22 protein-coding genes, 1 other RNA gene and 2 pseudogenes are annotated in these 23,280 nt (G+C 67.1%); 9 read left to right on the top strand and 16 right to left on the bottom strand.

The features are described from left to right. Positions 1-589: 589 nt before the first annotated feature. Positions 590-1,789 (top strand): hypothetical protein, encoded by a 1,200-nt coding sequence (locus QSK37_RS26520; RefSeq protein WP_285626091.1) that lies wholly within the window; start codon positions 590-592, stop codon positions 1,787-1,789. Positions 1,790-1,807: 18 nt separating this feature from the next. Here the strand turns inward: QSK37_RS26520 and QSK37_RS26515 are convergent, their stop codons facing one another. After that, positions 1,808-2,836, bottom strand: coding sequence for an aldo/keto reductase (locus tag QSK37_RS26515; RefSeq protein ID WP_285626088.1), 1,029 nt, complete (start codon positions 2,834-2,836; stop codon positions 1,808-1,810). Continuing rightward, positions 2,833-3,279 carry a VOC family protein gene (locus QSK37_RS26510; RefSeq protein WP_285626086.1) on the bottom strand — a complete coding sequence of 149 codons (447 nt, stop codon included), beginning with the start codon at positions 3,277-3,279 and terminating at the stop codon, positions 2,833-2,835. The genes QSK37_RS26515 and QSK37_RS26510 overlap by 4 nt, the downstream gene beginning before the upstream one ends. Before the next feature lie 74 nt (positions 3,280-3,353). Here QSK37_RS26510 and QSK37_RS26505 point away from each other — a divergent pair, with 74 nt between their 5' ends. Both QSK37_RS26505 and QSK37_RS26500 read left to right on the top strand, forming a co-directional pair. Continuing rightward, complete coding sequence (locus QSK37_RS26505; protein WP_285626084.1) at positions 3,354-4,040, top strand: TetR/AcrR family transcriptional regulator; 687 nt, start codon at positions 3,354-3,356, stop codon at positions 4,038-4,040. A gap of 125 nt (positions 4,041-4,165) precedes the next feature. Next, positions 4,166-4,888, top strand: coding sequence for a hypothetical protein (locus QSK37_RS26500; protein WP_285626081.1), 723 nt, complete (start codon positions 4,166-4,168; stop codon positions 4,886-4,888). Between the two features lie 88 nt (positions 4,889-4,976). Here the strand turns inward: QSK37_RS26500 and QSK37_RS26495 are convergent, their stop codons facing one another. The 3 genes from QSK37_RS26495 to QSK37_RS26485 form a co-directional block, all read right to left on the bottom strand. After that, positions 4,977-5,618 (bottom strand): SIMPL domain-containing protein, encoded by a 642-nt coding sequence (locus QSK37_RS26495; protein ID WP_285626079.1) that lies wholly within the window; start codon positions 5,616-5,618, stop codon positions 4,977-4,979. 157 nt (positions 5,619-5,775) lie between these two features. Then, positions 5,776-6,120: a hypothetical protein gene (locus QSK37_RS26490; RefSeq protein WP_285626076.1), complete on the bottom strand. Its 345-nt coding sequence runs from the start codon at positions 6,118-6,120 to the stop codon at positions 5,776-5,778. Between the two features lie 297 nt (positions 6,121-6,417). Beyond that, positions 6,418-7,191 carry a hypothetical protein gene (locus QSK37_RS26485; RefSeq protein ID WP_285626073.1) on the bottom strand — a complete coding sequence of 258 codons (774 nt, stop codon included), beginning with the start codon at positions 7,189-7,191 and terminating at the stop codon, positions 6,418-6,420. Between the two features lie 351 nt (positions 7,192-7,542). On the opposite strand from QSK37_RS26485, the pseudogene QSK37_RS26480 reads away from it, so the two are divergent. Next, positions 7,543-7,802, top strand: a pseudogene (locus QSK37_RS26480) (IS5/IS1182 family transposase); the annotation flags it as partial. A gap of 12 nt (positions 7,803-7,814) precedes the next feature. Here the strand turns inward: QSK37_RS26480 and QSK37_RS26475 are convergent. Beyond that, positions 7,815-8,321 (bottom strand): DinB family protein, encoded by a 507-nt coding sequence (locus QSK37_RS26475; protein ID WP_285626070.1) that lies wholly within the window; start codon positions 8,319-8,321, stop codon positions 7,815-7,817. Positions 8,322-9,085: 764 nt separating this feature from the next. Here QSK37_RS26475 and QSK37_RS26470 point away from each other — a divergent pair. The 3 genes from QSK37_RS26470 to QSK37_RS26460 all read left to right on the top strand — a co-directional run bounded on the left by QSK37_RS26470 (position 9,086) and on the right by QSK37_RS26460 (position 11,581). Beyond that, positions 9,086-9,649: a hypothetical protein gene (locus QSK37_RS26470; protein WP_285626068.1), complete on the top strand. Its 564-nt coding sequence runs from the start codon at positions 9,086-9,088 to the stop codon at positions 9,647-9,649. A gap of 180 nt (positions 9,650-9,829) precedes the next feature. Then, entirely contained in the window at positions 9,830-10,432 is a 603-nt protein-coding gene (locus QSK37_RS26465) for a winged helix-turn-helix transcriptional regulator (protein ID WP_285626066.1), read from the top strand. A 753-nt stretch (positions 10,433-11,185) separates the two neighbouring features. Beyond that, positions 11,186-11,581 (top strand): DUF3995 domain-containing protein, encoded by a 396-nt coding sequence (locus QSK37_RS26460; protein WP_285626064.1) that lies wholly within the window; start codon positions 11,186-11,188, stop codon positions 11,579-11,581. 514 nt (positions 11,582-12,095) lie between these two features. Here QSK37_RS26460 and QSK37_RS51815 read toward each other — a convergent pair. From QSK37_RS51815 to ftsE, 9 genes and pseudogenes are all read right to left on the bottom strand, one after another. Beyond that, a complete protein-coding gene (locus tag QSK37_RS51815; RefSeq protein WP_432705606.1) occupies positions 12,096-12,377 on the bottom strand; it encodes a WD40 repeat domain-containing protein in 282 nt (93 codons plus the stop codon). Next, positions 12,369-12,425, bottom strand: a pseudogene (locus tag QSK37_RS51810) (WD40 repeat domain-containing protein); the annotation flags it as partial. The pseudogene QSK37_RS51810 and the gene QSK37_RS51815, both read right to left, overlap by 9 nt. A gap of 214 nt (positions 12,426-12,639) precedes the next feature. Beyond that, positions 12,640-13,470, bottom strand: coding sequence for a pentapeptide repeat-containing protein (locus tag QSK37_RS26455; RefSeq protein ID WP_285626061.1), 831 nt, complete (start codon positions 13,468-13,470; stop codon positions 12,640-12,642). 710 nt (positions 13,471-14,180) lie between these two features. Continuing rightward, a complete protein-coding gene (locus QSK37_RS26450) occupies positions 14,181-15,455 on the bottom strand; it encodes a barstar family protein (protein ID WP_285626058.1) in 1,275 nt (424 codons plus the stop codon). Positions 15,456-15,659: 204 nt separating this feature from the next. Next, positions 15,660-16,034, bottom strand: a transfer-messenger RNA (tmRNA) gene (gene ssrA / locus QSK37_RS26445). Between the two features lie 350 nt (positions 16,035-16,384). After that, positions 16,385-18,211 (bottom strand): penicillin-binding transpeptidase domain-containing protein, encoded by a 1,827-nt coding sequence (locus QSK37_RS26440; protein ID WP_285626054.1) that lies wholly within the window; start codon positions 18,209-18,211, stop codon positions 16,385-16,387. An 8-nt stretch (positions 18,212-18,219) separates the two neighbouring features. Next, positions 18,220-18,693 carry an SsrA-binding protein SmpB gene (smpB, locus tag QSK37_RS26435; protein ID WP_285626051.1) on the bottom strand — a complete coding sequence of 158 codons (474 nt, stop codon included), beginning with the start codon at positions 18,691-18,693 and terminating at the stop codon, positions 18,220-18,222. 149 nt (positions 18,694-18,842) lie between these two features. Then, on the bottom strand, positions 18,843-19,748 hold the full coding sequence (gene ftsX, locus QSK37_RS26430; protein WP_285626049.1) for a permease-like cell division protein FtsX: 906 nt from the start codon (positions 19,746-19,748) through the stop codon (positions 18,843-18,845). Between the two features lie 69 nt (positions 19,749-19,817). Then, positions 19,818-20,516 carry a cell division ATP-binding protein FtsE gene (ftsE, locus tag QSK37_RS26425; RefSeq protein ID WP_285578975.1) on the bottom strand — a complete coding sequence of 233 codons (699 nt, stop codon included), beginning with the start codon at positions 20,514-20,516 and terminating at the stop codon, positions 19,818-19,820. 208 nt (positions 20,517-20,724) lie between these two features. Between ftsE and QSK37_RS26420 the strand changes: the two genes are divergently transcribed. After that, positions 20,725-20,910, top strand: a complete 186-nt coding sequence (locus tag QSK37_RS26420) for a hypothetical protein (protein WP_285578978.1) — start codon at positions 20,725-20,727, stop codon at positions 20,908-20,910. Here the strand turns inward: QSK37_RS26420 and prfB are convergent. Further along, positions 20,907-22,031: a peptide chain release factor 2 gene (gene prfB, locus QSK37_RS26415; protein WP_285626042.1), complete on the bottom strand. Its 1,125-nt coding sequence runs from the start codon at positions 22,029-22,031 to the stop codon at positions 20,907-20,909. The genes QSK37_RS26420 and prfB overlap by 4 nt on opposite strands. A 130-nt stretch (positions 22,032-22,161) precedes the next feature. Here prfB and QSK37_RS26410 point away from each other — a divergent pair, with 130 nt between their 5' ends. Beyond that, entirely contained in the window at positions 22,162-23,214 is a 1,053-nt protein-coding gene (locus QSK37_RS26410; protein WP_285626040.1) for a DUF8094 domain-containing protein, read from the top strand. Positions 23,215-23,280: the final 66 nt, after the last annotated feature.

Raw genomic sequence — 23,280 nt, 5'->3', positions numbered from 1 at the left:
CTGCAACCAGACGACCGTGCTGATACCGACGATCAACAGTCCCGTGACGGCGCGCAGCACCCCGGCGGCGTCCCACCCCCGCGTGTACTGGTCATCCGGGTGATCTCGCGCCCATGCGAGAGCCGGTCGGCTCCACAGCCTCTGCGGCTTTACCAACATGACGAGGGACATCGGCACGATGATGAGCCATATCAGGATCAACCACCACGGCGGCATCTCACGCCCTCCTAGGATCGGCGCGCGGCGGTACCTGAAACGGTGCCCCCAAACGTCGGCGCGGTGATTATAGAGGGCCATCCCACATACGCCCGGACCCACATTCATATCGTTTTGCGACCACTGCCAGCAGAAACGGGCCAGCGCGAGTGGACCTGACTGTCGCTTACTCGGACACAGGCCAGAAGGTCACGGCGCTACGAGCGACGCTCGACTCGCTCGTTGAAGACCCCCAGGCGGCAATGCCCTCTTCTGAGAGTAGGTTCTAGGAGTGGTAGAGGATCATCCGTCGGGGCCCGGCCGGATACAGCAGATCAGCTTTGCAAGTGCCATCGGTGGTCTGGCCGGTGCGGCGTTGGCCGGTCACCGGGGTGTGAAGGCGGCCCTCGTAGGCGCGACGGTCGGCGCCATCGGTCTGGGGGCCGCGGAGGCAGTGGCCCGGGCACGGCAACGTCCTGGCCAGATCCCAGCGCTTTGGGCGCGCATCGCCGCCAGCGGTGCACTGGCCGCTCCGCTCGGCTGGGCGGCCGGACGCCTCACCGGCGCTGGACCGGTCGCTGTGGGAACGGTGACCGGCACCGCCGTCGGCGCGATGGGACTGCGGCCGCAGAAGGTGGGGTTGGGGCCGCTGGTCGGCGCCGCGGTCGGCTTGGGGTTCTCGGCTCGGCAGCGGTCCGCGCCGGCGCCGGTGGTGGCGAGCACCACGGCGGTCGCCTTCCGGGTGTTGTCGTCGTTGCTGTTCCGGGACCCGCAGGTGAGCCTGCTGGCCGAGCGGGTCCGCCCAGAAGAGCTCCCCTTCGTCGTGCCGCTGGAAGCTCGGACCAGGTACGTCGGCACCGGCTATGTCCGCGAGTTGGCCAGGGTGCTGGGCGGCACATACGTCGAAGACGCAACCGACGTCGGTATCGTCGCCTCCCTCGATCAGCTGCGCGGCCCGGACTTTGATCCAGCGCGGGTTGATCCGCGTGTCCGGGAGTTCTACGAGCACACGACACGGTTCACGCTCGACATCGTCCCGCAGTGGCGGCTGTGGGTGCGTCCGGGGTACCTGGTGTACCGGACGCTGATCGCCCGCCCTCTCGGTCAGGCCAGCGTGCCGATGAACCAGCGAGAGGCACTACGCGGTGTCCGGGGCCGTATCGACACCATTACTCCCGAGCAGGACGACGACGTGGCGATCCGTGGCTGGATCCGGTCCTTCGCCGACAATGACGAGCCGATCTATGTGGGCATCTACACCACTTACCGCCACGAGGGTCGCGGGTATGTCAGTGTCGGCTTCCCGATCCCCCAGGCCAGTTTCACCGCGACCCTTCTGCCGCGCGCTCGCCCCGGTGGCGGCCTGGTTCTGACCAGCCGCAGCGACCTCGACCAGCCCGGTCACTACCTGACCTACGTCGACCCGGACACCAGAGACCTCACCGCCATGGCGGTCCACGGCTTCGCGGAGCAGCTCGACGTCTATGTGAGAGATGACGAATTGCGGGCCGAGCACTCCTTCTGGGTCTTCGGGATCCCGTTCCTCGTGCTCCACTACCGCATGCACCGAAAGCCCGCCCCCTCGGCACTCTGATCCGAGTAAGTCCTTCCCTCATTGCGTGGTCGTGGCCGGACGTGGCTCGATGAACGCCGAACCGAAGACCCATGACGTGGTCTGGGTGATGAAGTCGCTCGGGAATCCGAGCGTGAAGTCGGTGGCCTGCTCCAGGCGGGTGATGCTTTCGGGTGGGAGGGTGAGGTCGATGGCGGCGAGATTGTCGCGGAGTTGGTCGAGGTGGCGTGCGCCGATGATCGGGCGGATGGCGCGGGAGCGGCTCATCGTCCAGGCGATCGCCACCTGTGAAGCCGTGGCACCGAGGTCGTCGGCGACCTCCTGGACGACTCGGGCGACGGCATGGTCGTGAGCCGCGACGGACTCTGCGGCCAGCCGGCCACCGGCCGTGGGCCCGTCCGGGCGGGTGTACTTGCCGGACAGCACCCCGCCGGCCAGCGGGCTCCACGCGGTGACGCCCAGTCCGAGGGACTCGGCCATCGGCAGCAGTTCACGCTCGATGTCGCGCTTCAGCAGGCTGTAGGGAACCTGCAGGCCGATGAACGGGCTCCAGCCGTGCCACTGCGCCAGCGTGTTGGCGCGGGCCACGATCCACGCGGGGGCGTCGGAGATCCCCACATACAGCACCTTGCCCGCCTGCACCGCGTCATCCAGCGCGCGCATCGTCTCCTCGATCGGCGTGGCACGGTCCCACATGTGCACCCAGTACAGGTCCACGTAGTCCGTGCGCAGCCGCCGCAGGCTCGTCTCCAGCGACGCCCGCAGGTTCTTACGGTGATTTCCAGCGGCGTTGGGGTCGGCGCGGTCGCGGGACACGGTGTACTTCGTGCCGAGCACGAACGACTCTCGCCGACCTTTCAACAACTCGCCGAGGAACTCCTCGCTGGCCCCGGCACGGTAGTTGATCGCGGTGTCGATCACGTTACCGCCGACCTCGGCGTACAGGTCCAGCATTCGCCGGCACTCCGGAAGCGGCGCGCCGACCCCACCCTGTTCGCCGAAAGTCATCGCGCCCAGGATCAGGTCAGAGACTCGCAGCCCGCTCGTGCCCAAGGTGCGGTACCTCATGCCGTCGCCGATCCGCTGAACAGCTCTGCGGCCCGGGAGACGATCTCATCGTGCGAGACGTCTCGTACATGCTCGTCCAGCGCCCAGCGATGCCCGAACGGATCCAGTAGCTGACCGGTGCGGTCACCCCAGAAGGCATCGTGCACCGGCTCGAATACCGTGGCTCCCGCCTGCAGCGCCCGCGCCCAGGCCGCGTCCGCGTCCGGGACCCGCAGGTGCAGGGCGGCGGAGGTGCCACCGAGGCCGGCGGGCGCACGCATGCCCCGGGCGGGCATTTCACCGGCTACCGCCAGGACCGTGTCGCCGAGCCGGAGGTCCACGGTCAGCGTACGGCCGTCGGGAAGCGTGATGCGGTTCGTCTCTTGTGCACCCAAAGCCTCGGCGTACCAGGTGGCGGCTCGGTCCGGGTCGGTGACGATCAAATGGATCTCTATCTGCGTCATGATCGGACCATACACGTTGTATGGACAGACAGTCCATACAACATGTCCGTACAGACGGTCGTATCCTGGTTCGCATGCCTTCCAAGCGCACCGCGCGCTCCGCCCGTCGATCCGGCGCGGCACCGGGTTCCGCCGAACTACGGGAGCGGATCTTGTCCGCGACGCGCGAGTTGCTGCGGCAGCGCCGCTTCGACACCCTCAGCGTGGCCGACATTCTGACCGCCGCCGAGGTCTCCAGGGCCAGCTTCTACTTCTACTTCCCGAGCAAACAGGCCGTGTTGGGCGACCTTGTGCGCGAGGCCGTGTCGCAGGGCCAACAGGCGGCGCAACCCTGGATCGACGGGAAACAGGACCCGGTCACCGCGCTTCGGGCAGGCGTGCAGGACGGCGCCCGTCTGTGGCAGGCCAACGCAGGCGTTCTCATGGCGATCGTGGAGAACTGGGGCTCGGACGAGGACCTACGAGCCCTGTGGCTCGAACAGATGAACCTCTTCACCGACGCCGCCACGGCACGCATCCGATCGGACCCCCATGCCTGCCAACGACTCTGCGATGTGGACATACACGCCGTGGCCGCCTCGCTGACCTGGATGGGAGAACGGCTCTACTACCTCGCCGCAGCCAAAGTCCCTCCCTTCGACAACGAAGAGGTCCTCGTCGACATCCTCACCAATGCGTGGACTTCAACCCTCTACGGCCACCCCGTCACCCAGCCACCGACCCCGCCACGCCCAACGACCAAACCGCAGAAGACCGCGTAAGGCTTGGCGGCAACCGGTCGCCGCTGCACGACAAGGCCGCGCGGACCTCTACGCGACGTCGCGACGCACGTGTTCAGCCACGGTGAATATCGGCTATTCGGCATGAGCCTGCCAAGGAGGTCACGGTGACGGTGTCAGCAGAGCTCGCCGAGATCCACCAATGGTGGGCACGACGATCCGGCCTCACGACAGCCTTCCGGATCGCCGACAGCGCCTACGACCAGGTCACCCCCTTCGGTGTGGACAACCCGTACTGGGAAATCGTCCGGCAGCTACCGTCGGTGCACGTAGCCGGAGAGAGTATCTGTCCTGATGGTTTCGCCCGCGGACTCCCCGTCGGGCATCACCTGCTGACCAAGCGCTACTCATGGGCGATCCCCTCACCGGGCGACATCGTCTGGCTCACCCAGGTCCTGGCCGGTCGTGGCCTGGTCGAGATCGGTGCGGGCTCGGGCTACTGGGCGTGGCAAGCAGAACAAGCCGGTATCGACGCCATCGCCTACGAGCCCGTCAGCTCTTCCACCAACACATTCACCGACGGCACCGAATACTCCGTCATCCGGCGAGACGGTCCCACCGCCGCCCGGCACCATCCCGACCGGGCGCTGCTGCTGTGCTGGCCATCTCACGGCGACCCGTGGGCGAACAACGCCCTCCGCGCCTACACAGGCGACCTACTGATCTACATCGGGCAAGTCGCGGGCGGCCGCTGTGCCGATGACGGCTTCTTCCGGCTTCTCACCCGAGAATGGACGCCGATCGGTTCCAGCATCCACCACATCACCTGGCGGCACACGCACAGCACGATGACCGCCTACCGCCGCAGAACCGAAACGCCGCCACGATGATCGCGGCCCAGATACCGGGTACGCGTCAGATCGACGGCGGCTGCTCAAAGCCACGCTTTTGCCGACCCGATCTGCACGAACCTCAGGGTCAGTCGTGGTTGATCGAGAATCCCAGGATGACCGCGGCGGATACCACGACATGGCCAGGGGCCAGATCCTGAGGAGACGCCTCGCCGCTCGAGCCGTGCCCGCGATAGCGTTCGAACCCGACCTGCTCAGGGTCGACGTCGTCAATGTGCAAAACGGCCCCCAGCCGCACCCCGGCGGCCTCGGCGTACAGCTCGGCCTTGCGCCGCGCCGCGCCGACCGCCTGCCGGCGGGCCTCCGCTCGCAACTCCCCCTTGCCCGTCACGTCGAAGTCGACCGCCTCGATCTCGTTGGCGCCGGCGGCGACCAGATCGACGAGCAAAGGCTGGACATCATCGAGATCACCGGACTCGACGGCGAACGACGCCTGACACTGGTACCCGATGAACTTACGTTCCGACCCGCCGTAACTCCACGAACTCTTCAGGTCAAGCCGTGACCGCTCAACGGCCGCGTCCGATACCTCGTGCCGCCGCAGCGTCTGCCGCACCGCGTGCACCGCGTCGCTGGCCGCCGCGAACGCCTCAGACGGCGTCTGCTCCACCCGGATCACCTTGAACCTGGCCCGCACCAGGTCGGGCATCGCCTTCACGCTCGCCGCGCCGTAGGCGGCCACACCCCACGGCCGTTCCACCATCTGCATACCGATGATCCAATCAGTGCGCGCCCCCGCACGTCGGGCTACGGACGGAAAATCCGCCCATCAAAGGGCGACGGCGTCGTAGGCGGTCCACGCCCGGCGATCACGCGGCGCTCAGGGACGTCGCGGGTACCTCTGGCACGGTCGCCGGGTTCTCGCGCTACTTCCGTGGCACCTGCTTGCAGCTCCGCAGGAAGAAGTCCTCACCGTTCGGGTACGTGTTGCCCAGCACTTTGCCGCCCCTGAGGATATCTTCGCAGGTCAGCTTGGCGGGCATCGCGCCGATGATCGTGGGGAAGGTCTTCATCGTCACGTCGTTGCCCGCGAGCGCGTCGTGATAGACGACCTTCTCGTCGGCGGACGGACCGGTCGCGGCGCTCGTCCGGGGTGCGGTCGTGGTCGGAGGCGTGTTCTCAGCAGCCTTCTCCCCGCCGTCACCTCCACAGGCGGAGGCGCCCAACACGACGAAAAGGGCCAGGCCGAAGCCGAACATCGCTGTTCTCACCTGGATAAGACGGCTGGCCGATATAAGAGGTTGTCGACGCCGCATCACCCTCGCGACTACCAGCAGAAACAAAACGACGGCGCTGTTCCCCACCGCTCTCACGAACCGTGGACGAACAACGCCGTCGAACGAATGTGGCCCTCCTCCGACCGGGGGGCGGAGCCCCTCACATCGGGGGTTCCGGGGGTCGTCCCCCGGTCCGGCACGAGTGGACCTGACATCTACGGATCGCCATCGAGCCGGACGCCGGAGACCGCTCCGGGATCAGTCCGCCGACCCACCAGCGCAGCCGGCGGATCAGACGATCAGTCCGGCGGTTCCGTGGACGCCGATCTCGGTGGTGCCCCTGTTGAAGGCCAGATAGTAGGCGGGGAAGCTTGGGGGGTCGCGCCGCACGCCTGTCAGGTACGTGGGAGTGTCGCGACCTGGTACGGTCCCGGCGTCGACGAGTTCGGCGCCGAAGCTGTGCCAGCCCTGATCGCGCATCCGGGTAAGGTCACGCAGCCGCCTGTACTCGTTGACCCAGCTGGCGGGGTCGGTCCCGAGGTGGGCCCGGTTTCGTGGGAGTGCGGCCTGCAGATTGGCCAGCAGCTGGTTGCGGGCGGCCTCCTCGGTCCCGGCGGTGACCGGGGCGAGCGAGACCAAGGCGGCGTCAAGCACGAGGAGGGTCTGTTCGTAGGCGTAGATCAGGTCCTGGCAGTGTTCTACCTCAGCACGCCGGTTACGCTCCGCCATATCGGCGGACATGTAGAGATAGACCCGGTTGGTCCGGTCGCTTGCGAAGTCCGTGAGGTAGCTGCCGATAGAGGCGACGTCGCCCTCCGCGCGGTCGTCCGCCAACATCTTGGTCGAGAGAGCGTAGTTGGTCTCGAAGACCCCGGCTCGTAGGTAGATCGAGGTGTTGTCACCCTCGGCGGCACGTCGTTCCATCACTATCTTCGCCGTGTGCTGACCGCTCGCCTGGGTGGACTCCACACGGTAGGCCGGGGCGACGAAGTTGTCAGGATGGCCGGTGTCTCCAACGTCGAGCATGAAGCCGGTGGCTGGATCGAGTCCCTGCGAACTCAGCAACCTGGCATGGTCAACTGGATCCGAGTTGCGCTTTAACGGCATACTGGCCCCCTGTTACCCAGGATGGTGTGATGAGTGCGTTTAGTAGAGCACACGATCTTTCGGTGAAGTTAGCGTCAGCAGGCTGACTGAACCGCCAGGGAAAAGTGCCGCCGCTGCGATTGTGCGACCGGCACAAAGTGGGATGGATGGCGGTCAGGCAGTCGGAATCCGAGGCTTTGCCTGGCGATAACGCCACTATGCCGAAAATAACGGTTGTCGCTCAGACCAAAACACAAGATCCCCGAACGCCTCCGCAAGACCCGCGACGAACGCGCCCGGCTGGAACACAAGCTCGCGCAAGCGCATCGCAACCGCTACCTGCGACGACGCCAGATCAAGCACTCCATCCCCGAACCGAAGAACCAGCGGACCAACCGCCAACGAAGGGGCAGCAAAGGCGGTCGACCCGCCGGCTTCGACAAGACGATCTACAGGCGAAGGAACGAAGTGAGCGGACGATCAACGCGTTGAAGAACGCCCAAGCTCTGGCCACAAGGTTCGACAAGCGTGGCTACATCTTTCACGGCGCCGTCACCGTCGCCTCGATCCGACTCTGGCTCCGCCCGTGATCTCCGCCAGATCTAGTCACCGGTCGTGCCGTCGAGCATCTCGCGCAGGATGTCCAGATGGCCGTTGTGGCGGGCCGTCTCCTCGGTGAGGTGGAGGAGGATCCAGCGCAAGTCGACGTGGAGGCCGTTGCGGATGGCTCGCTGCGCCTGCTCGTCCAGGCCGTTCCCGGCGACCAGTTCGCGGTAGCGGGCGCTCTGATCGGCGTATTCGTCGAGCAACTGCGTGAGCGGGAAGTCGACGGCGATACGCATCTCGCGGTCGGGGTCCTCCTCGGTCCAGGGGCCCCGGTCTTCCTCGCCGAGGAAGACCACCTGGAACCAGTAGTACTCGACCCAGCGGAGGTGGTTGATCACTCCGCTCATGGTCATCAGCGGTGAGCCCGGCAGGAGCGCCTTGCGTGCGTTCTCCGCAGAGACGCCTTCACATTTGGCGCGGGCGGTGTCACGCGCGTAGTCGAGAAACGTGGTGAGCTGGGTGCGCTCGTCCCACGCAGACGGTGTGTCATCGATTCTTGTCATCCCGTGAAGCGTCCCCGATCACCGCGGCCCATGTCGAGGGATTTATCGACGGCCTCAACCTGCTTCACCCAGCTCCTTGCCCGGCGGGTCGATACAGCGATTCAGCCCGGTGGGCCGACCAGCATGATCCGCCGGACAGACCCTGGGACTCAGGTACGTCGCGGGTACCTCTGGCACGGCCGCCGGGTACCGGCGCTACTTCCGCGGCACCTGCTTGCAGCTCCGCAGGAAGAAGTCCTCACCGTCACGTCGTTGCCGACGACCGCGTCGTGATAGACGACCTTCTCGTCGGCGGACGGACCGGTCGCGGCGCTCGTCCGGGGTGCGATCGTGGTCGGAGGCGTGTTCTCAGCAGCCTTCTCCCCACCGTCACCTCCGCAGGCGGAGGCGCCCAACACGACGAAAAAGACCAGGCCGAAGCCGAACATCGATGTTCTCACCCGGAAAAGACGTCCGGCCGAAATAAGAGATTGTCGACATCTTGTGGAAGGGCTCAGCCGTCTCCCGACCCACGTCCATGAGGGCCTCCCGAATTCCGGTTGCCTACCCGAACACCTGCTCCCGCAGCCGGCGCAGGAACGGCTGCGGGATAATGGTTCTCGGCTGGCTGGTCGGTACCGCCCTGCTCGCTCAGTCGGTGACAGCCGGCCCAAACGGACGGCTGGGCCGAGCGCGCGGTCTTGGGAAGATGAGCGCGTTCGCGCGGGACGACGGTGTAGTCATGTGTCGAATGGCTCGGATGGCGTAGCGGCGGGAGGGCCACCATGCGGACCGTCCTTCAGGTCGCCGTGATGATCGCCTTGTGCTCCGGAGCCGCGTGTACGGGGAAGGTGAACCCCACGGTATCGCCCAGCGGGCGCGCAGCGGCCGCGTCGGGCAGCGGCGCCGCGCCACCGGGGCAGGTCAATCTCGACTGCTCTGGTCCGATCGACATGGTGTCGTCACCGACCGGACCGCAGCGTGGCATTCTCGACGTGGTAGGCCTGGACATCACGTCGACACTGCAGGTCGGCAGGACAGATGGCATTGGCCCCCATCGCCTCTTCGCCAAGACCGCACTTCTCATCCATGCGGGACGTGAGGGCGACCTGACCGTGCCGACGAGCTGGGCCACCCGCCTCTCCATCGCCTGGGGCAATCACGCCCCTGAGTGGAGCACCGATTTGCATATCCCGGCCTGCCCGGCACCGCCCGCGGCTTCCGGTCGGTGGCTGGTCTTTCCTGGCGGATTCTCCCTGGACGAGGCCGCCTGTGTGCCCTTGCAGATTCGCGCGGGGAAAGAGACGGCCACCGTCCACGTATCAGTGGGCGCTCGCTGCCAAGGTTGAAGCTCGCTCGACCGGCTTGAGCATCCGCTTCTCGGCAGTCCCACGCTTTCGCTATCTGCGGAACGACTCGACCGACGCCGCCGTGATATGCAGCGTGAGCAACAGCAGGACGGCAGCCGTGGGGATCAAGGCGAGCGGTAGTTTGGTGATCGCCTGTGAGGAAGGTGTCACGTTGAGGACGTGAGAACCGGTGAGGATCGCCAGGGGTCAGCGCCGCTGTCGACCCGCCTCAAAGAACTCGAGGGCGCCGGGCTGATCACTCGCGAGGACGCACCGCCGCCGGTCGCAACCGTCCTCTACAAGCTGAGCGAGACCGGTCTGGCGCTGGAGCCGGTATTGAAGGCGCTCGGGTTGTGGGGGCTGCGGTTCATGGCCGACGAACGGCCGGACGACGCGTTCCAAGCTCAATGGCTGGCCTACGCCCCGGCGTGGTTCACCACCGACGCCGATCCCGATGCTCCGCCTGCAGTCATACAACTCATCGCGTCCGACGAGTTGGCCGTCATCGAACTGCGAGGCGGTCGGATCCACACCCGGCTCGGCCGCGCCACCGACCCCGACCTCGTCCTGGAAGGACCGCCCCGTGCCGTCCTTGGGCTGCTCACCGGCGTGATCGATATCGAAATCGCCAGCCAACTCGGTCTGTCCACCAGCGGTCGACGCGACCTGCTCGCCCGTCTCCGCCCAGTCGCGCAGAGCCGGGCACGCGCCGATGCAGAGCAGGCCGCCGCGGACGGACGAGGGAGGGCCGACAACGCGGCCCGCTCATCGGAAGTCCCCTGACGCGCCGGGAAGGCTCACGTCCGAATGCCGCGCTGGTACTGCTCGTCGGTGATCGGCTCGCGCCACTGGGTATCCGAGGGGACCGGCATGCTCAACGTCCTGCGCAGCGAATGGGCGCCGCAGACGCGGACTGGCTGGCATCGATCCTCGGCAGCGACACCGCGAGCACGGTGGACGCCGCGGAAGAGCCTCGGAGGCGGCGTTGTGGAGCGCGCAACCGCCTCGCGGCGACCTGACCCCGAACGCATGAACGGCGCTGCTCCCCACCGCTCATAGAACCGTGGACGAACAACGCCGTTTGAAAGAATGGCCCTCCTCCGACAGCCACCTGTGGGGAGGCGGAGCCGCTCACATCCGGGGTTCCAGGGGGTCACCCCTGGGCCAACATGAAGCGACGACCCGGCCGAAAGGGCACAGGTCGCTGGAGTCGCGTGGACCTAACTACCGCTTACTCGAACAAAAACGGCCAGGTCACAGAGCTGCCAGCGAAGCTCGACGCTCCTCTACGACCACGGCGGCTGTGACGCGACCCGGTGGGCACAACGGCTTTGCTCAACACTCGGGTCGACCATCGGACAGGCAGGGGCGCTGTGCCCCCGCCTGCGCCGTTGGTGGGTATGCCGGGTCGTGGTCGCCAGGCGGAACTCCCTTGGCCTGACCGTGCGTTGGTCGGGTGTGAAGATCAATCCGGGAGCTGGTCAGCATACGAGGACGTGGGGTTATGCCTCGTGTGCCTGGTGTGCACTGTTCGCGGTGGTGCACATTTACTGGGCGGTCGGCGGAGACGTCGGATTGGCATCGTCGGCCGGACCCGACCTCGCAGCCCGCAGGCCAGATGCGTTCGTCCTGATCGGATTGTGGGGTGTGGCCCTGGTACTCCTGGCTGGAGTGGCGTTCAGCGTCGGGCTTGCTCGTTGGCGGCCCTCCGGCGGGCTGCGCCGCGGGATGGTGGTTCTCGGCTGGCTGGTCGGTACCGTCCTGCTCGCTCGCGCGCTGCTGCTCGAACTCGTCCTCCTCACCGGGGCCGGCGGAATCGCGTCCTCGGTCGGCCCACTGGAAACACACTGGAGCCTCATCCTGTGGAATCCCTGGTTCGCACTGGGAGGGCTCACCCTGATCGCGGCAACCCGCCAGTTTCAACGCGTTTGACCGTCTGCGAACGAGCACACGGGCGCGGCCACGGCCGTGCCCGGCAGAAATAAAACAACGGCGCTGCTCCCACCGCTCTCACAAGCCGTGGCCGAACAACGCCGTCGAACGAATGTGACCCTCCTCCGACAACAACCCGCGGGGGGCTGTGGGGGGCGGAGCCCCTCACATCGGGGGTTCCAGGGGGTCGCCCCCTGGGCAGAAATGACGAAGGACCGGATGGAAGGCGACAAAGTCGCCGACCACACCGATCCCAGGTCCGCGTGGACCTGACGACCGCTTACTCGAACACGAACGACCCGGCCAGGGGTCTTCGAGCACATATTGAGAGACTTCCTCCGCATTCCGCATGAGGTCTCACCTATAACCGCGAAGCGATCAAGATCGGCAATGCCCGCGCCCCGAAGGCCGCACCCATTCAGCAAATCAAGATCAACATGACGCGATAGCGACCGTCCAGCCGCCGAGCCGCCCGAATATCGGGTTTTGTGCCCGCAAGCCCAAAGCCTCTGGATCATGGAGGTATTTGGCGCCACAAACGGATGTTCCCGTCGAAGCTGCTGACGGCCAGAGTTCGCCCGTCCGGACTGAACGCCACCGCCCACACCCCCTTGGTGTGGCCCATGAGAGGGTTGCCGATCAGTTGACCGGTTGCCGGATTCCACAACCGGACGGTCCCGTCATGGCTGCCGGTGGCGAGGAGGCGCCCGTCCGGACTGAACGCCACCGCCCGCACGGGCTTAGCGTGCCCCGTGAGGGGATTGCCGATCGGTTCGCCGGTCGCCGGATTCCACAACCGGGCGGTCTCGTCGCGGCTGCCGGTGGCGAGGAGGCGCCCATCTTCGGGATCCCAGCGATTTCGGTGACGACGCCGCGGTCTCCGGCGATGCTGACGGGCCGTGGCTCACGCGGATGCGGCCGCAGTTCGCCTTGGCGTTAGCCGGCGTTTCCGGCGAGCGGTTGGCCGAGGATGAGCTTATGAACGGGCAGGTAGCCCTCTGGCGTGTCCAGGTACGGGACCTGGCAAGGGCGGCAAGGGCGAACGGTCGGGATATCTACTACTGCTCTTCGCTGTCGCCGACGAGCATCCAGAAGATCTGATCTCGGACGTCGGGTGGCAGCCGCCGATCGACCCAATTCCGAGACACCACGGCGTGCCCGTTGTTGTACGCGATCGCCCAGTCGGCCTGGAACCGCAGAGACCGTGCCGCCTTAGTCTTGACCTCGCCGTCCGGCCAATCCGCCATCGCGGCCAGCGCGCCCTTTACACGCTGATCAACGCGATCCAAGACGGCGTAGTCGGGTAGGCCGGGAAATCTCTGGGCATGCAGGTCGATGTGTCTGAACCCAACATCGATCAGGTCCGCGCCCGTGAAGTCGTTACCGGTAAAGGCGTTGCGGTCTCGGCCGAGCGCCGCAGTGTGTTTTGTGGGTCTACCCCAGAAGTTCGCGTCTTGGATCTTGCCGCGGAACCTGCACTCGACGAACTGCGCCGTATGTGTATGGATCAAGTCGCGCAGGCGGGCGCCGTCGAATACGCAACGCTCGAACCGGGCGTTGCCAAAAAAGGCCTGCGGAGGTATCCGTGTGCGAGCGAAGACGCACTCCCGGTACAACGTCGCCGGCCAGGTGCCTCGGTCCCACCGCCCATCAGCGGCAGTGGCGCCGAAACTGACGTTGTCGAACGCGGCCTGGGAAAAGTCACAGCGCTCGAACACGGAGTCGTGCGCCGCAAAGCGGAAAAGCCTCAGCCCGGAAAAGTCGACATCGACCATCCGGGCACGAGCAAAGCTGACATCGAGGTCACTGTCCGGCACCTCGAAACGCCCACCGTTCAACGCGCCCCGGGCCAGCCAGTACCGGCGCAGCCCCATCTGGGCCGCGTCCATTCGGAACGCTCCGCTCACGCCACGCCGCCCCCCCAAAACCGTCTGCCGGTCAGCACCGTACCGCGATCGCGGCGCGTGGCTTGTGGGCCAGCGCTTTCGCTAGCTCTTCCAGTGCGCAGGAGCCGAACCACACGACAACGGCGCTGCTCCCCACCGCCCTCACGAGCAGTGGACAACAACGCCGTCGAACGAATGTGACCCTCCTCCGACAACAACCCGCGGGGCGCTGTGGGGGGCGGAGCCCCTCACATCGGGGTTCCAGGGGGTCGCCCCCTGGGCAGAAATGACGAAGGACCGGAGGGAAGGCGACAAAGTCGCCGACCACACCGATCCCAGGTCCGCGTGGACCTAACCACCGCTTACTCGAACACAGACGACCAGCTCATAGCGCTGCTCTCAGGTCTCGATAGACGATTCACCCCGTAGAGCTGGTGGCGGCCAGCCCAAACCGGCGGCTGGACCGAGCGCACGGTCTGCGGCAGAAGAGGACGTTCACGGCTACGCCATAGCGAGCTGGCCAGTCGAGATCCTCAGCCGCGTAAAGAGCCCGGCCCTTAGCGGTGAGTGGCCGAGCCGACGTCGAATTGCGGCATGGGGGCGCACCCGATCAGGGGCGATTGGTGGGGTGGCTGCCTGCGCGGTCTGGTTCCAGTCCTTCGCTGGCTTCGAGCAGGTGACGTGGTCGGTCGCCGTCGGTGTCGGCTCACGGCTCAGCGCAAGACGACCTCGACATGGTGCGCCGCGAGCATGCCCAGCAGATATTCCAAGGTGATCGCCGGGGCCAGCCGGCGCCGGTCGTAGCCGGCGACGAGGTGCCTGCGGGCGATGGCCGAGTCGTGCCAGACCAGCCGAAACGGTGCCCGCGCACCGAACCTCCCGCGGAGACAGTCGTCGAGGGCGTCGAGGTTCCAGCCGAAATATCCGCCTGGACCGTTGATCGCCTCGCCGATTGCGCAGTAGAACCCTTCGATGTCGGTCACGAACCGGCCGTCGAGATCGTAGGTGGTGCCGGCCGGCCGGTCCGGCATATTGGATCGGTGGGCGAGCGCCACTCCGGCCCAGTGGTGGCGCAGCTCCCGGTCGTAGCCGGCCCACAGACTCTTCTCAGCGGGCCGTCCGGCATTCCAGTGCTCCAGGATGCCGAGGATCCCGCTCGGCAGCGGTTCCCGTGGGTCGCTGTCGACGGTCACGTCAATAAGCCCGGTACCGAGCCGGGACGGCTCGCCTGCCTCGACCGTTCCGGAAACCACGGCGTCGATCACGCGGCCGGCCGAACCATCGACGGCGACCCGGTACACCTCGGCGCGGATCCGACGGCGCCGCAGGCCGGCCTCGGTCGCCTGTCCGACCGCATCGAGCGCGGTCAGCATAGGGGTTTCTGGCCGGCAGCCGAGAAGCCGGACCTGCGGCACCGGCGATGCGGCCTGCTCGCGGAACACGCCGGTGACATCGCTGCAGGTGCCGTAGGGCATCTCGTCCCGGCTCAGAAGGACGAATTCGGTGACGTCGCCGGGACGTTTCACAGCGTCCGTGCGGTCGTAGATGTGGACGAACCCGTCGAGATCGATGTCCACGGTTTCCGGCATCGTGGGGTTTGGCCGTTGCGCGAGGACGATAACGTCGCTGAGATCCTCGCCCCACCAGGATGGCGGCGTTCCTGGCGGTGGTGGAGGCCCCGTTATACAGATGTCCCCCAGCCAGGCCCGCTCGGTGCCGAGGGCCTCGACCGGCAGTCGGTCGAGTAGGTCGGCCAGCGCACCGCCGGGGGTGCAGCCGACGAGCGTAAACCGCTCCCGTTGCCGGGGGGGCAGGTCAACGAACAGTCCTTCGATCTCCGTGCACAGTGCCAGCGGGATGTCGTCCTCGCAGGAGCCTTCGAAGCCGACATCGCCAAGGAGCAGCCAGTGCGGGCCGTCCGGATGCTCCCACGTCCATCGCCGTTGATCCTGCGGACGGTCAGTTCCGGGACCGGCACTCGTGGTCACCCCGCGACACTACCGGCTGGAGACGGCAGGAGGGGGCGCGTTCGTAGACAGCGGAGCATCGGCACCCGCAACCTCAACGCACCCGCTCATCGGCAGAAGAGGATGTTGCCGAGCCTCCGGCTCTGGTATCGCCGAACTCAACACATAACCGGACACAAGCAAAAGCTCGGCCATAACTCCAGTTACGGCCGAGCCTTAATTGTGCAGTGGAGGTGGCGGGAATCGAACCCGCGTCCTTCGGTACCAAGACAGGGCTTCTCCGGGCGCAGCCTGCTTGGCGTTTTCTCAGCCCCGGCGCTCACGCAGGCGTGTCGCCGACAGGCTCAGCCGCTGTTTGGTTTCCCTGTTGTTCCCGCGGCCGGGACTACAGGTTGAGTCTCCTTACGATGCCAGGTCCCGAGTCGGAGACGCTCTCGGGCTGACAAGTTCGCTACCTAGCCTCAGGCGGCGAGGGCGAACTGAGTGCGCTTAGAGTTGGCACTTGTTGTTTTGCGGTTACAGGATTTACGAGGTCACAACCGCAACCCTCGGCCCGCTTCCCCATGTCTCGACATACCGAAGTCGAAACCGATCACCCCCATGTTCAGTTGTCAACGGGCACCCGCAGGCACCCACCAGACCGACCGTACACGTACAACGCACCCCACGCCAACGTGATTCCCGGCCGTGGACACCGAACACAGAGAGAGAAGATGAGAACCCCCGTGGGCGTGGACTAGGCACACCCACGGGGGTGACCGGCAGGGTCGGGCCGGTCCGGACGGCAGAGCCTCCCCCGAGACGAGGCTCTGGTCTCATCACGGCGACTGAGTCCGCAACCCCCCAAGCGGTGTCTCAGTCATCTGTTAAGACGTCGGTGACCCCGGCGAAGGTTGTGCCCGTTGGGTCAAGAGATGACAAAGTCGCGAACGCCCTGCCCGTACGGCGGATCAGCCCGGTACGTTCCGCAGGAACCTCGCCGCGACCGCCGCCGCGTTGACCTTTCCCTCGACGGCCAGGGCGAAGGCCACGTTGCCGCGGAAGCCCACGAACCACGAGACCGTCTTGCCTGAGCCGTACGGCACCTGGGCGACCACGCCGCTGACCTTGTTGCCCGCCAGGTTGGCCGAGCGGGCCGCGCCGGAGGTGACCGATTCGCGCAGCAGCGGCTGCAGCGTCGAGATCGAGTCCGAGTCGAGCGACCGCGGCTGGATCGCCTGGGGCGGCGCCGGGTCCTTGATCAGGCTCGGCGGCTTCCAGGTGCCGCTCTCCACCGTCGCGGCGGCGAGCGCCATCGCCAGGGGGCTCACCTCGATGCGACCCTGACCGACCATCGACGCGGCACGCTCGGCGTCGTTCGACGGCGGCGGCACGGTGCCGGAGAACGACGGCAGCGGCAGGGTCCACGGCAGGCCGATCCCGAAGCGGGCCGCGCTCGTACGGATGTCCTGGTACGCCAGCGACCGGTACATCGACGCGAACGCCGTCGGGCACGAGCGGACGAAGTTGCTCTGGAACGTCTTGCCGCGCGAGGAGGAGCTGTGGAACACCTGGTCGCCGACCTTGTACGTCGGCGGGCACGACAGGGCGGCGTTCATCTTCTGGTCATAGCCCAGGAGCGCCTGGGTGGTGATCATGCCGAAGGTCATCCCCGGCGGGTAGCGGCCCTCGAACGCCTGGTTCTTGCCGTCGGTCTGGTGGTCGGCGGCGGCCAGGACCTCACCGGTCGCCTGGTGCACGGCGGCCAGCGACGCGGGCGCGTGCAGCCCCTTCAGGGCGTTCTCCGCCGCCTCCTGCACCCGCCGGTCCACCGTCGTCCGTACCGGCCGGCTCAGCGCGCCCGGCAGTTCGTACAGCACCTGGCTGGACGCGCCCGAGGGGTTCTGGGCGACCACCTTCACCGTCGGGGTGCCGGCGAGGCGGCGCTGGTCGAGCACCTGCAGGCCGGAGACGCCGATCGTGTCACCCGGCTGGTACGGCGCGCCGACCTGCTGGAGGAGCTCGGCCGTGGCCGGGCCCAGCTGGCCGACGACGTCGGCGGCGGTCGCGGGTGCGAGCGGCAGGTACCGCGTGCGGGCCTGCACGCCGGGCACCTGCAGGAGCTGGGCGGCCACCGTGGCCTGGGCCGGCAGCTGGAGCGTCACCAGCGGCAGGAACTCCTGCGGCGGCGCGGAGCGTACGCGCCCGAGGACGCGATCCTTGTCCAGATTGGTGATCTTGGAGAGCTTGTCGAGCGTGGCGTCCGGCTTGGTCAGCTGGCCCGGCAGGACGCCGAAGATCTCCACCTTGGTCTGCCTGGTCAGGGCGCGGCCCTTGGAGTCCTGGACGTACGCCCGCTGCGGCGTCTCGGTGACGACGGCGAGCCGCTCACCCTGGCCGAGCTTCGGGTGGATGATCGACGGGCTCCACACGACCTTCCACTGGCCTCCGGACCGGTGCAGACGCATCTGGCTGCCGTAGTCCCAGGGCGGGCCGTTGTCGCCGAGGTCGATCCTGACCTCGAACTGGGCCGTCGCGTCGTCGTCGTCCTTGCGCACGTGGCCGAGCGCGAGGTGGAGGGAGGCGAGGTCGAGCTGGCCCGGCAGCGCCTGGAGCGCGCCGGCGACCGCCTTGCGGTCGCCGTTGGTCTGCTTCGCGGCACCGGAGTAGTTGCCGTTCTGCCAGGCCACCAGGAAGTTTCGCACCGTGGGCAGCGGCGAGGGCTCCGCGAACATCCTGCAGCCGGAGACGGCCAGCAGCGCCCCCGTGATGGCCGCCACTCCGCGGACCCGTCGCATGACCACCCTCAGCGCCTTCTCAGCTGTGCCGCCCGAGCGCGCTGCATCTCGCGTTCGGCATCCCGTTTGGCGATGGCCTGCCGCTTGTCGTACGCGCGTTTGCCTCGCGCCACCGCGATCTCGACCTTGGCCTTTCCGTCCTTGAAGTACAAGGACAACGGGACGATGGTGCGCCCGGACTCGGTCGTCGCGCCGCTCAGCTTGCCGATCTCGCGCCGGTGCAGCAGCAGCTTACGGGGCCGCCGGGCGGCGTGGTTGGTCCACGTTCCCATCGTGTACTCGGGAATGTGGACGCCCTCGAGCCAGACCTCGCCGTCGCGGATGTGCGCGAATCCATCGGTCAGGTTGGCCCGGCCGGCCCGCAGTGACTTCACCTCGGTGCCGGTGAGTACGAGGCCCGCCTCGTAGGTGTCCTCTATGTGGTAGTCGTGGCGCGCGCGCTTGTTCTGCGCGATGAGCTTGCGCCCCTCTTCGCGTGGCACTGGAACTCAGCCTCGGTCCTTCTCCCCGTACGGACGGTCGCGGTCGGCCGCGACATCGGGACCGGCCACGATCACCGCCGATCCCGGCGGGCCCGGCACCGGTCCCCTACCGAAGGTACGCGATCCGACGATCACCGCGCGATCGTGCCTCAGATCTTCAGGTAGCGGCGGAGGGTGAGGAAGGACGCCAGCGCACAGAGCACCACGCCGAAGCACACCGCGAACACGATGACCTCCGCGACCGCGAACCAGTCGAGTGGGGTGGCGAACTGCAGGTTCTTCGTCAGGCGCCCCAGGAGGAACACCTTGGAGAAGCCCAGCAGGATGGCCGCGAACACACCGCCGATCAGGCCCGCGATGGCGCCTTCGAGGACGAACGGCAGCTGGATATAGAGGTTGGAGGCCCCCACCAGCCGCATGATGCCCGTCTCTCGGCGGCGGTTGAAGGCCGAGAGGCGGATGGTGTTGGCGACCAGCAGCACGGCCGCGATGACCTGGATCGCGGCGATGATCAGTGCCGCCCACTGGAGACCGCCGAGGATCTTGAAGAACTTCTCCAGGATCGCCCGTTCGTTGATCACCTGGTCGACGCCCGGACGGTTCGTCATCTGGGCGACGACCGCGGCGTACTGCTTGGGGTCCTTCAGCTTCACCCGGAAGGAGTCGGGGATGTCACCGAGCTGGATGGTGTCGGAGAACCCCGGAGTGTTGGCGAAGCGTTCCTTGGCCCGCTGGTACGCCTCCTGCTGAGTCTCCGGAGTGACCTTGGCCACCTGCGGCATCGACTGGAGCTGCGACTTGATCTGGTTCTTCTCGTCGGTCGTCGGCTCGGTCTTGTGGCAGGCGGGGTTGGCGCTCAGCTTGTTGCAGAGGTAGACCGAGACCTCGACCTTGTCCGACCAGTAGTTGTTCGACTTGTCGACCTGCATCTTGAGCAGCACGCCGGTGCCGAACAGCGCCATGGCGATCGCGACGGTGACGACGAGCGCGATGGTCATCGTGAGGTTCCTGCGGAGACCGATCCAGATCTCCTGAAGAACGAACTGTGCGCGCATGCCTCGCTGTCCTTGGTCGTCCGTTATGGGCCGATATGGGGAGCCTCGATCTCCCGCGGAGGCTAGAGGCTACACGCCTCCGTACGCCTGGCCGTACACTCCGCGGGACTGGTCACGGACCACTCGCCCGTCCTCAAGCTCCACCACTCGCTTGCGGAACGCGTCGACGATGGCCGCGTCGTGGGTGGCCATCACCACGGTGGTGCCGGTCCGGTTGATCCGGTCGAGCACCTTCATGATGCCGATGCTGGTCGCCGGGTCGATGTTGCCCGTGGGCTCGTCGGCGAGCAGGATCATCGGCCGGTTGACGAACGCCCGCGCGATCGCGACGCGCTGCTGCTCACCGCCCGAGAGCTCGTCCGGCATGCGGTGCGCCTTGCCTTCGAGGCCGACGAGGTCGATCACCTCGGGGACGACCTTGCGGATGAAGCGCCGGGGCTTGCCGATGACCTCCAGCGCGAAGGCGACGTTCTCATAGACATTCTTGTTCGGCAGCAGCCGGAAGTCCTGGAACACACAGCCGATGCGACGGCGCAGGTGGGGGACCTTCCAGTTGGTGAGCTTGCTCAGCTCCTTGCCGGCGACGTGAATGCCGCCCTGCGTCGGCCGCTCCTCCTTGAGGATCAGGCGCAGGAACGTCGACTTGCCGGACCCGGAGGGACCCACGAGAAAGACGAACTCACCCTTCTCGACGGCCACGTTGACACCCTGCAGGGCCGGCCGGCTCTGGTGCGAGTAGACCTTGGTGACGTTATCAAAGTGGATCACGGCTGCATCACGACGTGTCAGTCTAGGGGGTGGGGGACGGGGGCGGCTGAACTTTCGTGGGACAGGCGCCCCGCAACGGCTTCGCGGCTCAGGGGCCGATTGGCCAAGGAGCAGTCTAAGGGGGAGACTGGCATGAAACGTCCAACTTGGGTACACCCATAGGTGCAACCGAGCATCACAAGCCCCGATCAACATGGAGAGGAGCCAGATGAGCTGCGAACACCTGATCTGTGCTCGGTGTGCGGGACCGGTCGTCGAGGGCCGCTGCCCCACCTGCAGGGCCGCCCGGGCGGAGGTCCACTACCCGGGGACGTTCGGCATCTCTCCGGTGCTGATCGGCGCCCTGATCCTGGCGCTGACCCTTCTGATCGCGCTGAAGTTCGGCCTGAGCTAGTTGTTCTGCCCGTCGCCGGCCTCCTGGCGGCGCATCCAGCGGATCTCGGCCTCGATGAACTCGTCGATGTCGCCGTCGAGTACGGCCGTGGGGTTGCCCGCCTCCACACCGGTGCGCAGATCCTTGACGATCTGGTACGGGTGCAGCACGTAGTTGCGGATCTGGGTGCCCCACGAGCTGGTCGACTCTCCGCGCAGCTCGTTCATCCGCTCGGCCTCCTCCTGACGCTTGCGCTCGAGGAGCTTGGCCTGGAGCACCGTCATGGCGGTCGCGCGGTTCTGCAGCTGGCTGCGTTCGTTCTGGCAGGACACCACGATGCCGGTGGGCAGGTGGGTGATGCGCACCGCGCTGTCGGTGGTGTTGACGCCCTGGCCGCCCGGCCCGCTGGAGCGGTAGACGTCGACCCTGATGTCGTCTTCGGGGATGTCGACGTGGTCGGTCTGCTCCACCACCGGGACGACGTCCACGCCGGTGAACGAGGTCTGCCGGCGGCCCTGGTTGTCGTAGGGCGAGATGCGCACCATGCGGTGGGTGCCGTGCTCGCCGCGCAGCGTGCCGTACGCGTAGGGGGCCTTGACCGTGAACGTGGTCGACTTGATGCCGGCCTCTTCGGCGTAGGAGGTCTCATAGACCTCGGTCGGGTAGCCGTGCCGCTCGGCCCAGCGGAGGTACATCCGCTGCACCATCTGGGCGAAGTCGGCCGCGTCGACGCCGCCGGCCTGGGAGTTGATCGTGACGAGCGCCTCCCGCGCGTCGTACTCCCCCGACATCAGGGTGCGGACCTCGAGCTGCTCGATCTCCTTGCGGAGGGCTCCCAGCTCGCGCTCCGCCTCGCCGCGGGTGTCGTCGTCGCCCTCTTCGGCGGCCAGCTCCAGCAGCACGCCGGCGTCGTCCAGCCGGCCCCTCAGGCCCTCGACCTTGCCCAGCTCGGCCTCGAGGTAGGACAGCCGCCGGGTCACCTCCTGGGCCCGCTCCTGGTCGCTCCACAGGTCGGGGTCGGCAGCCTGCTCACGGAGCTCGCCGATATCACGGCGCATGCCGTCGAGGTCGAGCACGGCCTCGACGCCGCCGAGCATCGCGCCGAGCTCCTTCATCTCTTCTGACGGATCGATGGCTGCCACGATCGAAAGCCTACCTGGGGCACGGTCCGCGAGGTACGCGAGCCGCCACCTGATCGGCCTCGCGTTCGGGCACTCCGGCGCGCCTGGCATACTCTGCCCCACATCGATGACACATGATCGGCCGGGGAGCATGAGGACAGCGGTTGCGTCGGCTCTGGCGACGGCAGTGGCCCTCGCCGCGCTGACGGGATGCTCGGGAGGCTCTCACGAGCAGGCCCGCACCAAGCCCGTGGCGGCGGAGTCCAGCCCCGACACCTCTCCTCCTCCCGTGCCGCTGACGCTCGATGTGGCCCGCAAGGCGTTCCAGTCGTTCGTCACCAACGACGACGTGGCGAGGGCCAGCGGCGACGAGAGGCTGGCCCTGTGGTGGACCAGCGAAGGACAGTCGCAGCTGACCGCGGCGGCGTTCCGCCGGGCGATGACGGCCGGCGACCCGGTGCCCCGCTACCGGTACGGCACCCCGACGCTTTACGTCCCGAAGCTGAAACCCGAGGGACAGCAGTGGTTCGTGGCGAGCGTGCGGCGCAGCCTGGCCGACGGTAAGGACCCGCACACCGTGCTGATGGGGTTCGTCAAGAGCAAGCCGACCATGCGGTGGCGCCTCAGCCTGGCCTCGCTGCTGGACAAGAAGCAGAAGCCGCCCAAGATCCTCGTCGATGACCAGGGATACGCCAAGCCGCTCGCGACGTTCGACACCGGCCTGCTGATCCCCCCGCGGGACGTGCCCTCCATCCAGGCCACGCTCGCCGAGGAGGGCCCGGGGAACGTCGCCGCCAAGGTCATGGCGGCCGGCAAGCACACCACCGGCTACTACACCTCCGACCAGAAGGCGACCAAGCCGAAGAAGGGCTCCGGGCTGCGGGTCGACACGGTGTACGCCACGACGTCGTTCCCGATCTTCCCGCTGGCCACGACCGACGGCGGCGGCATCGTCCTGTACGCGCTGAGCCGCGACGCCGTGTCGACCAAGAGCAAGAAGAAGCCCGGTCACGTGCCGGTGCCCGAGGACGCGGCGCCGTTCGTCGAGTCGCACCTCGTGCGTAACGAGCTGGACGTGAACCAGACGCTGCAGTTCGCCACGGTGGTGCCGCCCGCGCCCAAGAAGGGCGCGACCAGCCAGGAGAAGGCCGTGATCATCGCCGCCGACGGCGGCACGATCAAGGCGAACGTCCCCGCCAAGTGAGCGCGGGGGCGACCCCCGGCCGTACGAGAGACCGCCCCCGCGGGGTGTCGTGGTCCGCATGGAGCC

The organism is Actinoallomurus iriomotensis, assembly GCF_030269445.1.
GTDB classification, from domain to species: Bacteria; Actinomycetota; Actinomycetes; order Streptosporangiales; family Streptosporangiaceae; genus Actinoallomurus; species Actinoallomurus iriomotensis.
Note: the sequence above shows the minus strand (reverse complement) of the source record. Positions and strands in the feature narration are given on the sequence as shown.

Coding starts and splice junctions, on each gene's coding strand:
- QSK37_RS26410 (WP_285626040.1), top strand. CDS start 22,162: ATGAGGACAGCGGTTGCGTCGGCTCTGGCGACGGCAGTGGCCCTCGCC.
- QSK37_RS26470 (WP_285626068.1), top strand. CDS start 9,086: ATGCGGACCGTCCTTCAGGTCGCCGTGATGATCGCCTTGTGCTCCGGA.
- QSK37_RS26515 (WP_285626088.1), bottom strand. CDS start 2,836: ATGAGGTACCGCACCTTGGGCACGAGCGGGCTGCGAGTCTCTGACCTG.
- ftsX (WP_285626049.1), bottom strand. CDS start 19,748: ATGCGCGCACAGTTCGTTCTTCAGGAGATCTGGATCGGTCTCCGCAGG.
- QSK37_RS26510 (WP_285626086.1), bottom strand. CDS start 3,279: ATGACGCAGATAGAGATCCATTTGATCGTCACCGACCCGGACCGAGCC.
- QSK37_RS26440 (WP_285626054.1), bottom strand. CDS start 18,211: ATGCGACGGGTCCGCGGAGTGGCGGCCATCACGGGGGCGCTGCTGGCC.
- QSK37_RS26420 (WP_285578978.1), top strand. CDS start 20,725: ATGAGCTGCGAACACCTGATCTGTGCTCGGTGTGCGGGACCGGTCGTC.
- QSK37_RS26475 (WP_285626070.1), bottom strand. CDS start 8,321: ATGACAAGAATCGATGACACACCGTCTGCGTGGGACGAGCGCACCCAG.
- QSK37_RS26455 (WP_285626061.1), bottom strand. CDS start 13,470: ATGGACGCGGCCCAGATGGGGCTGCGCCGGTACTGGCTGGCCCGGGGC.
- QSK37_RS26495 (WP_285626079.1), bottom strand. CDS start 5,618: ATGCAGATGGTGGAACGGCCGTGGGGTGTGGCCGCCTACGGCGCGGCG.
- QSK37_RS26505 (WP_285626084.1), top strand. CDS start 3,354: ATGCCTTCCAAGCGCACCGCGCGCTCCGCCCGTCGATCCGGCGCGGCA.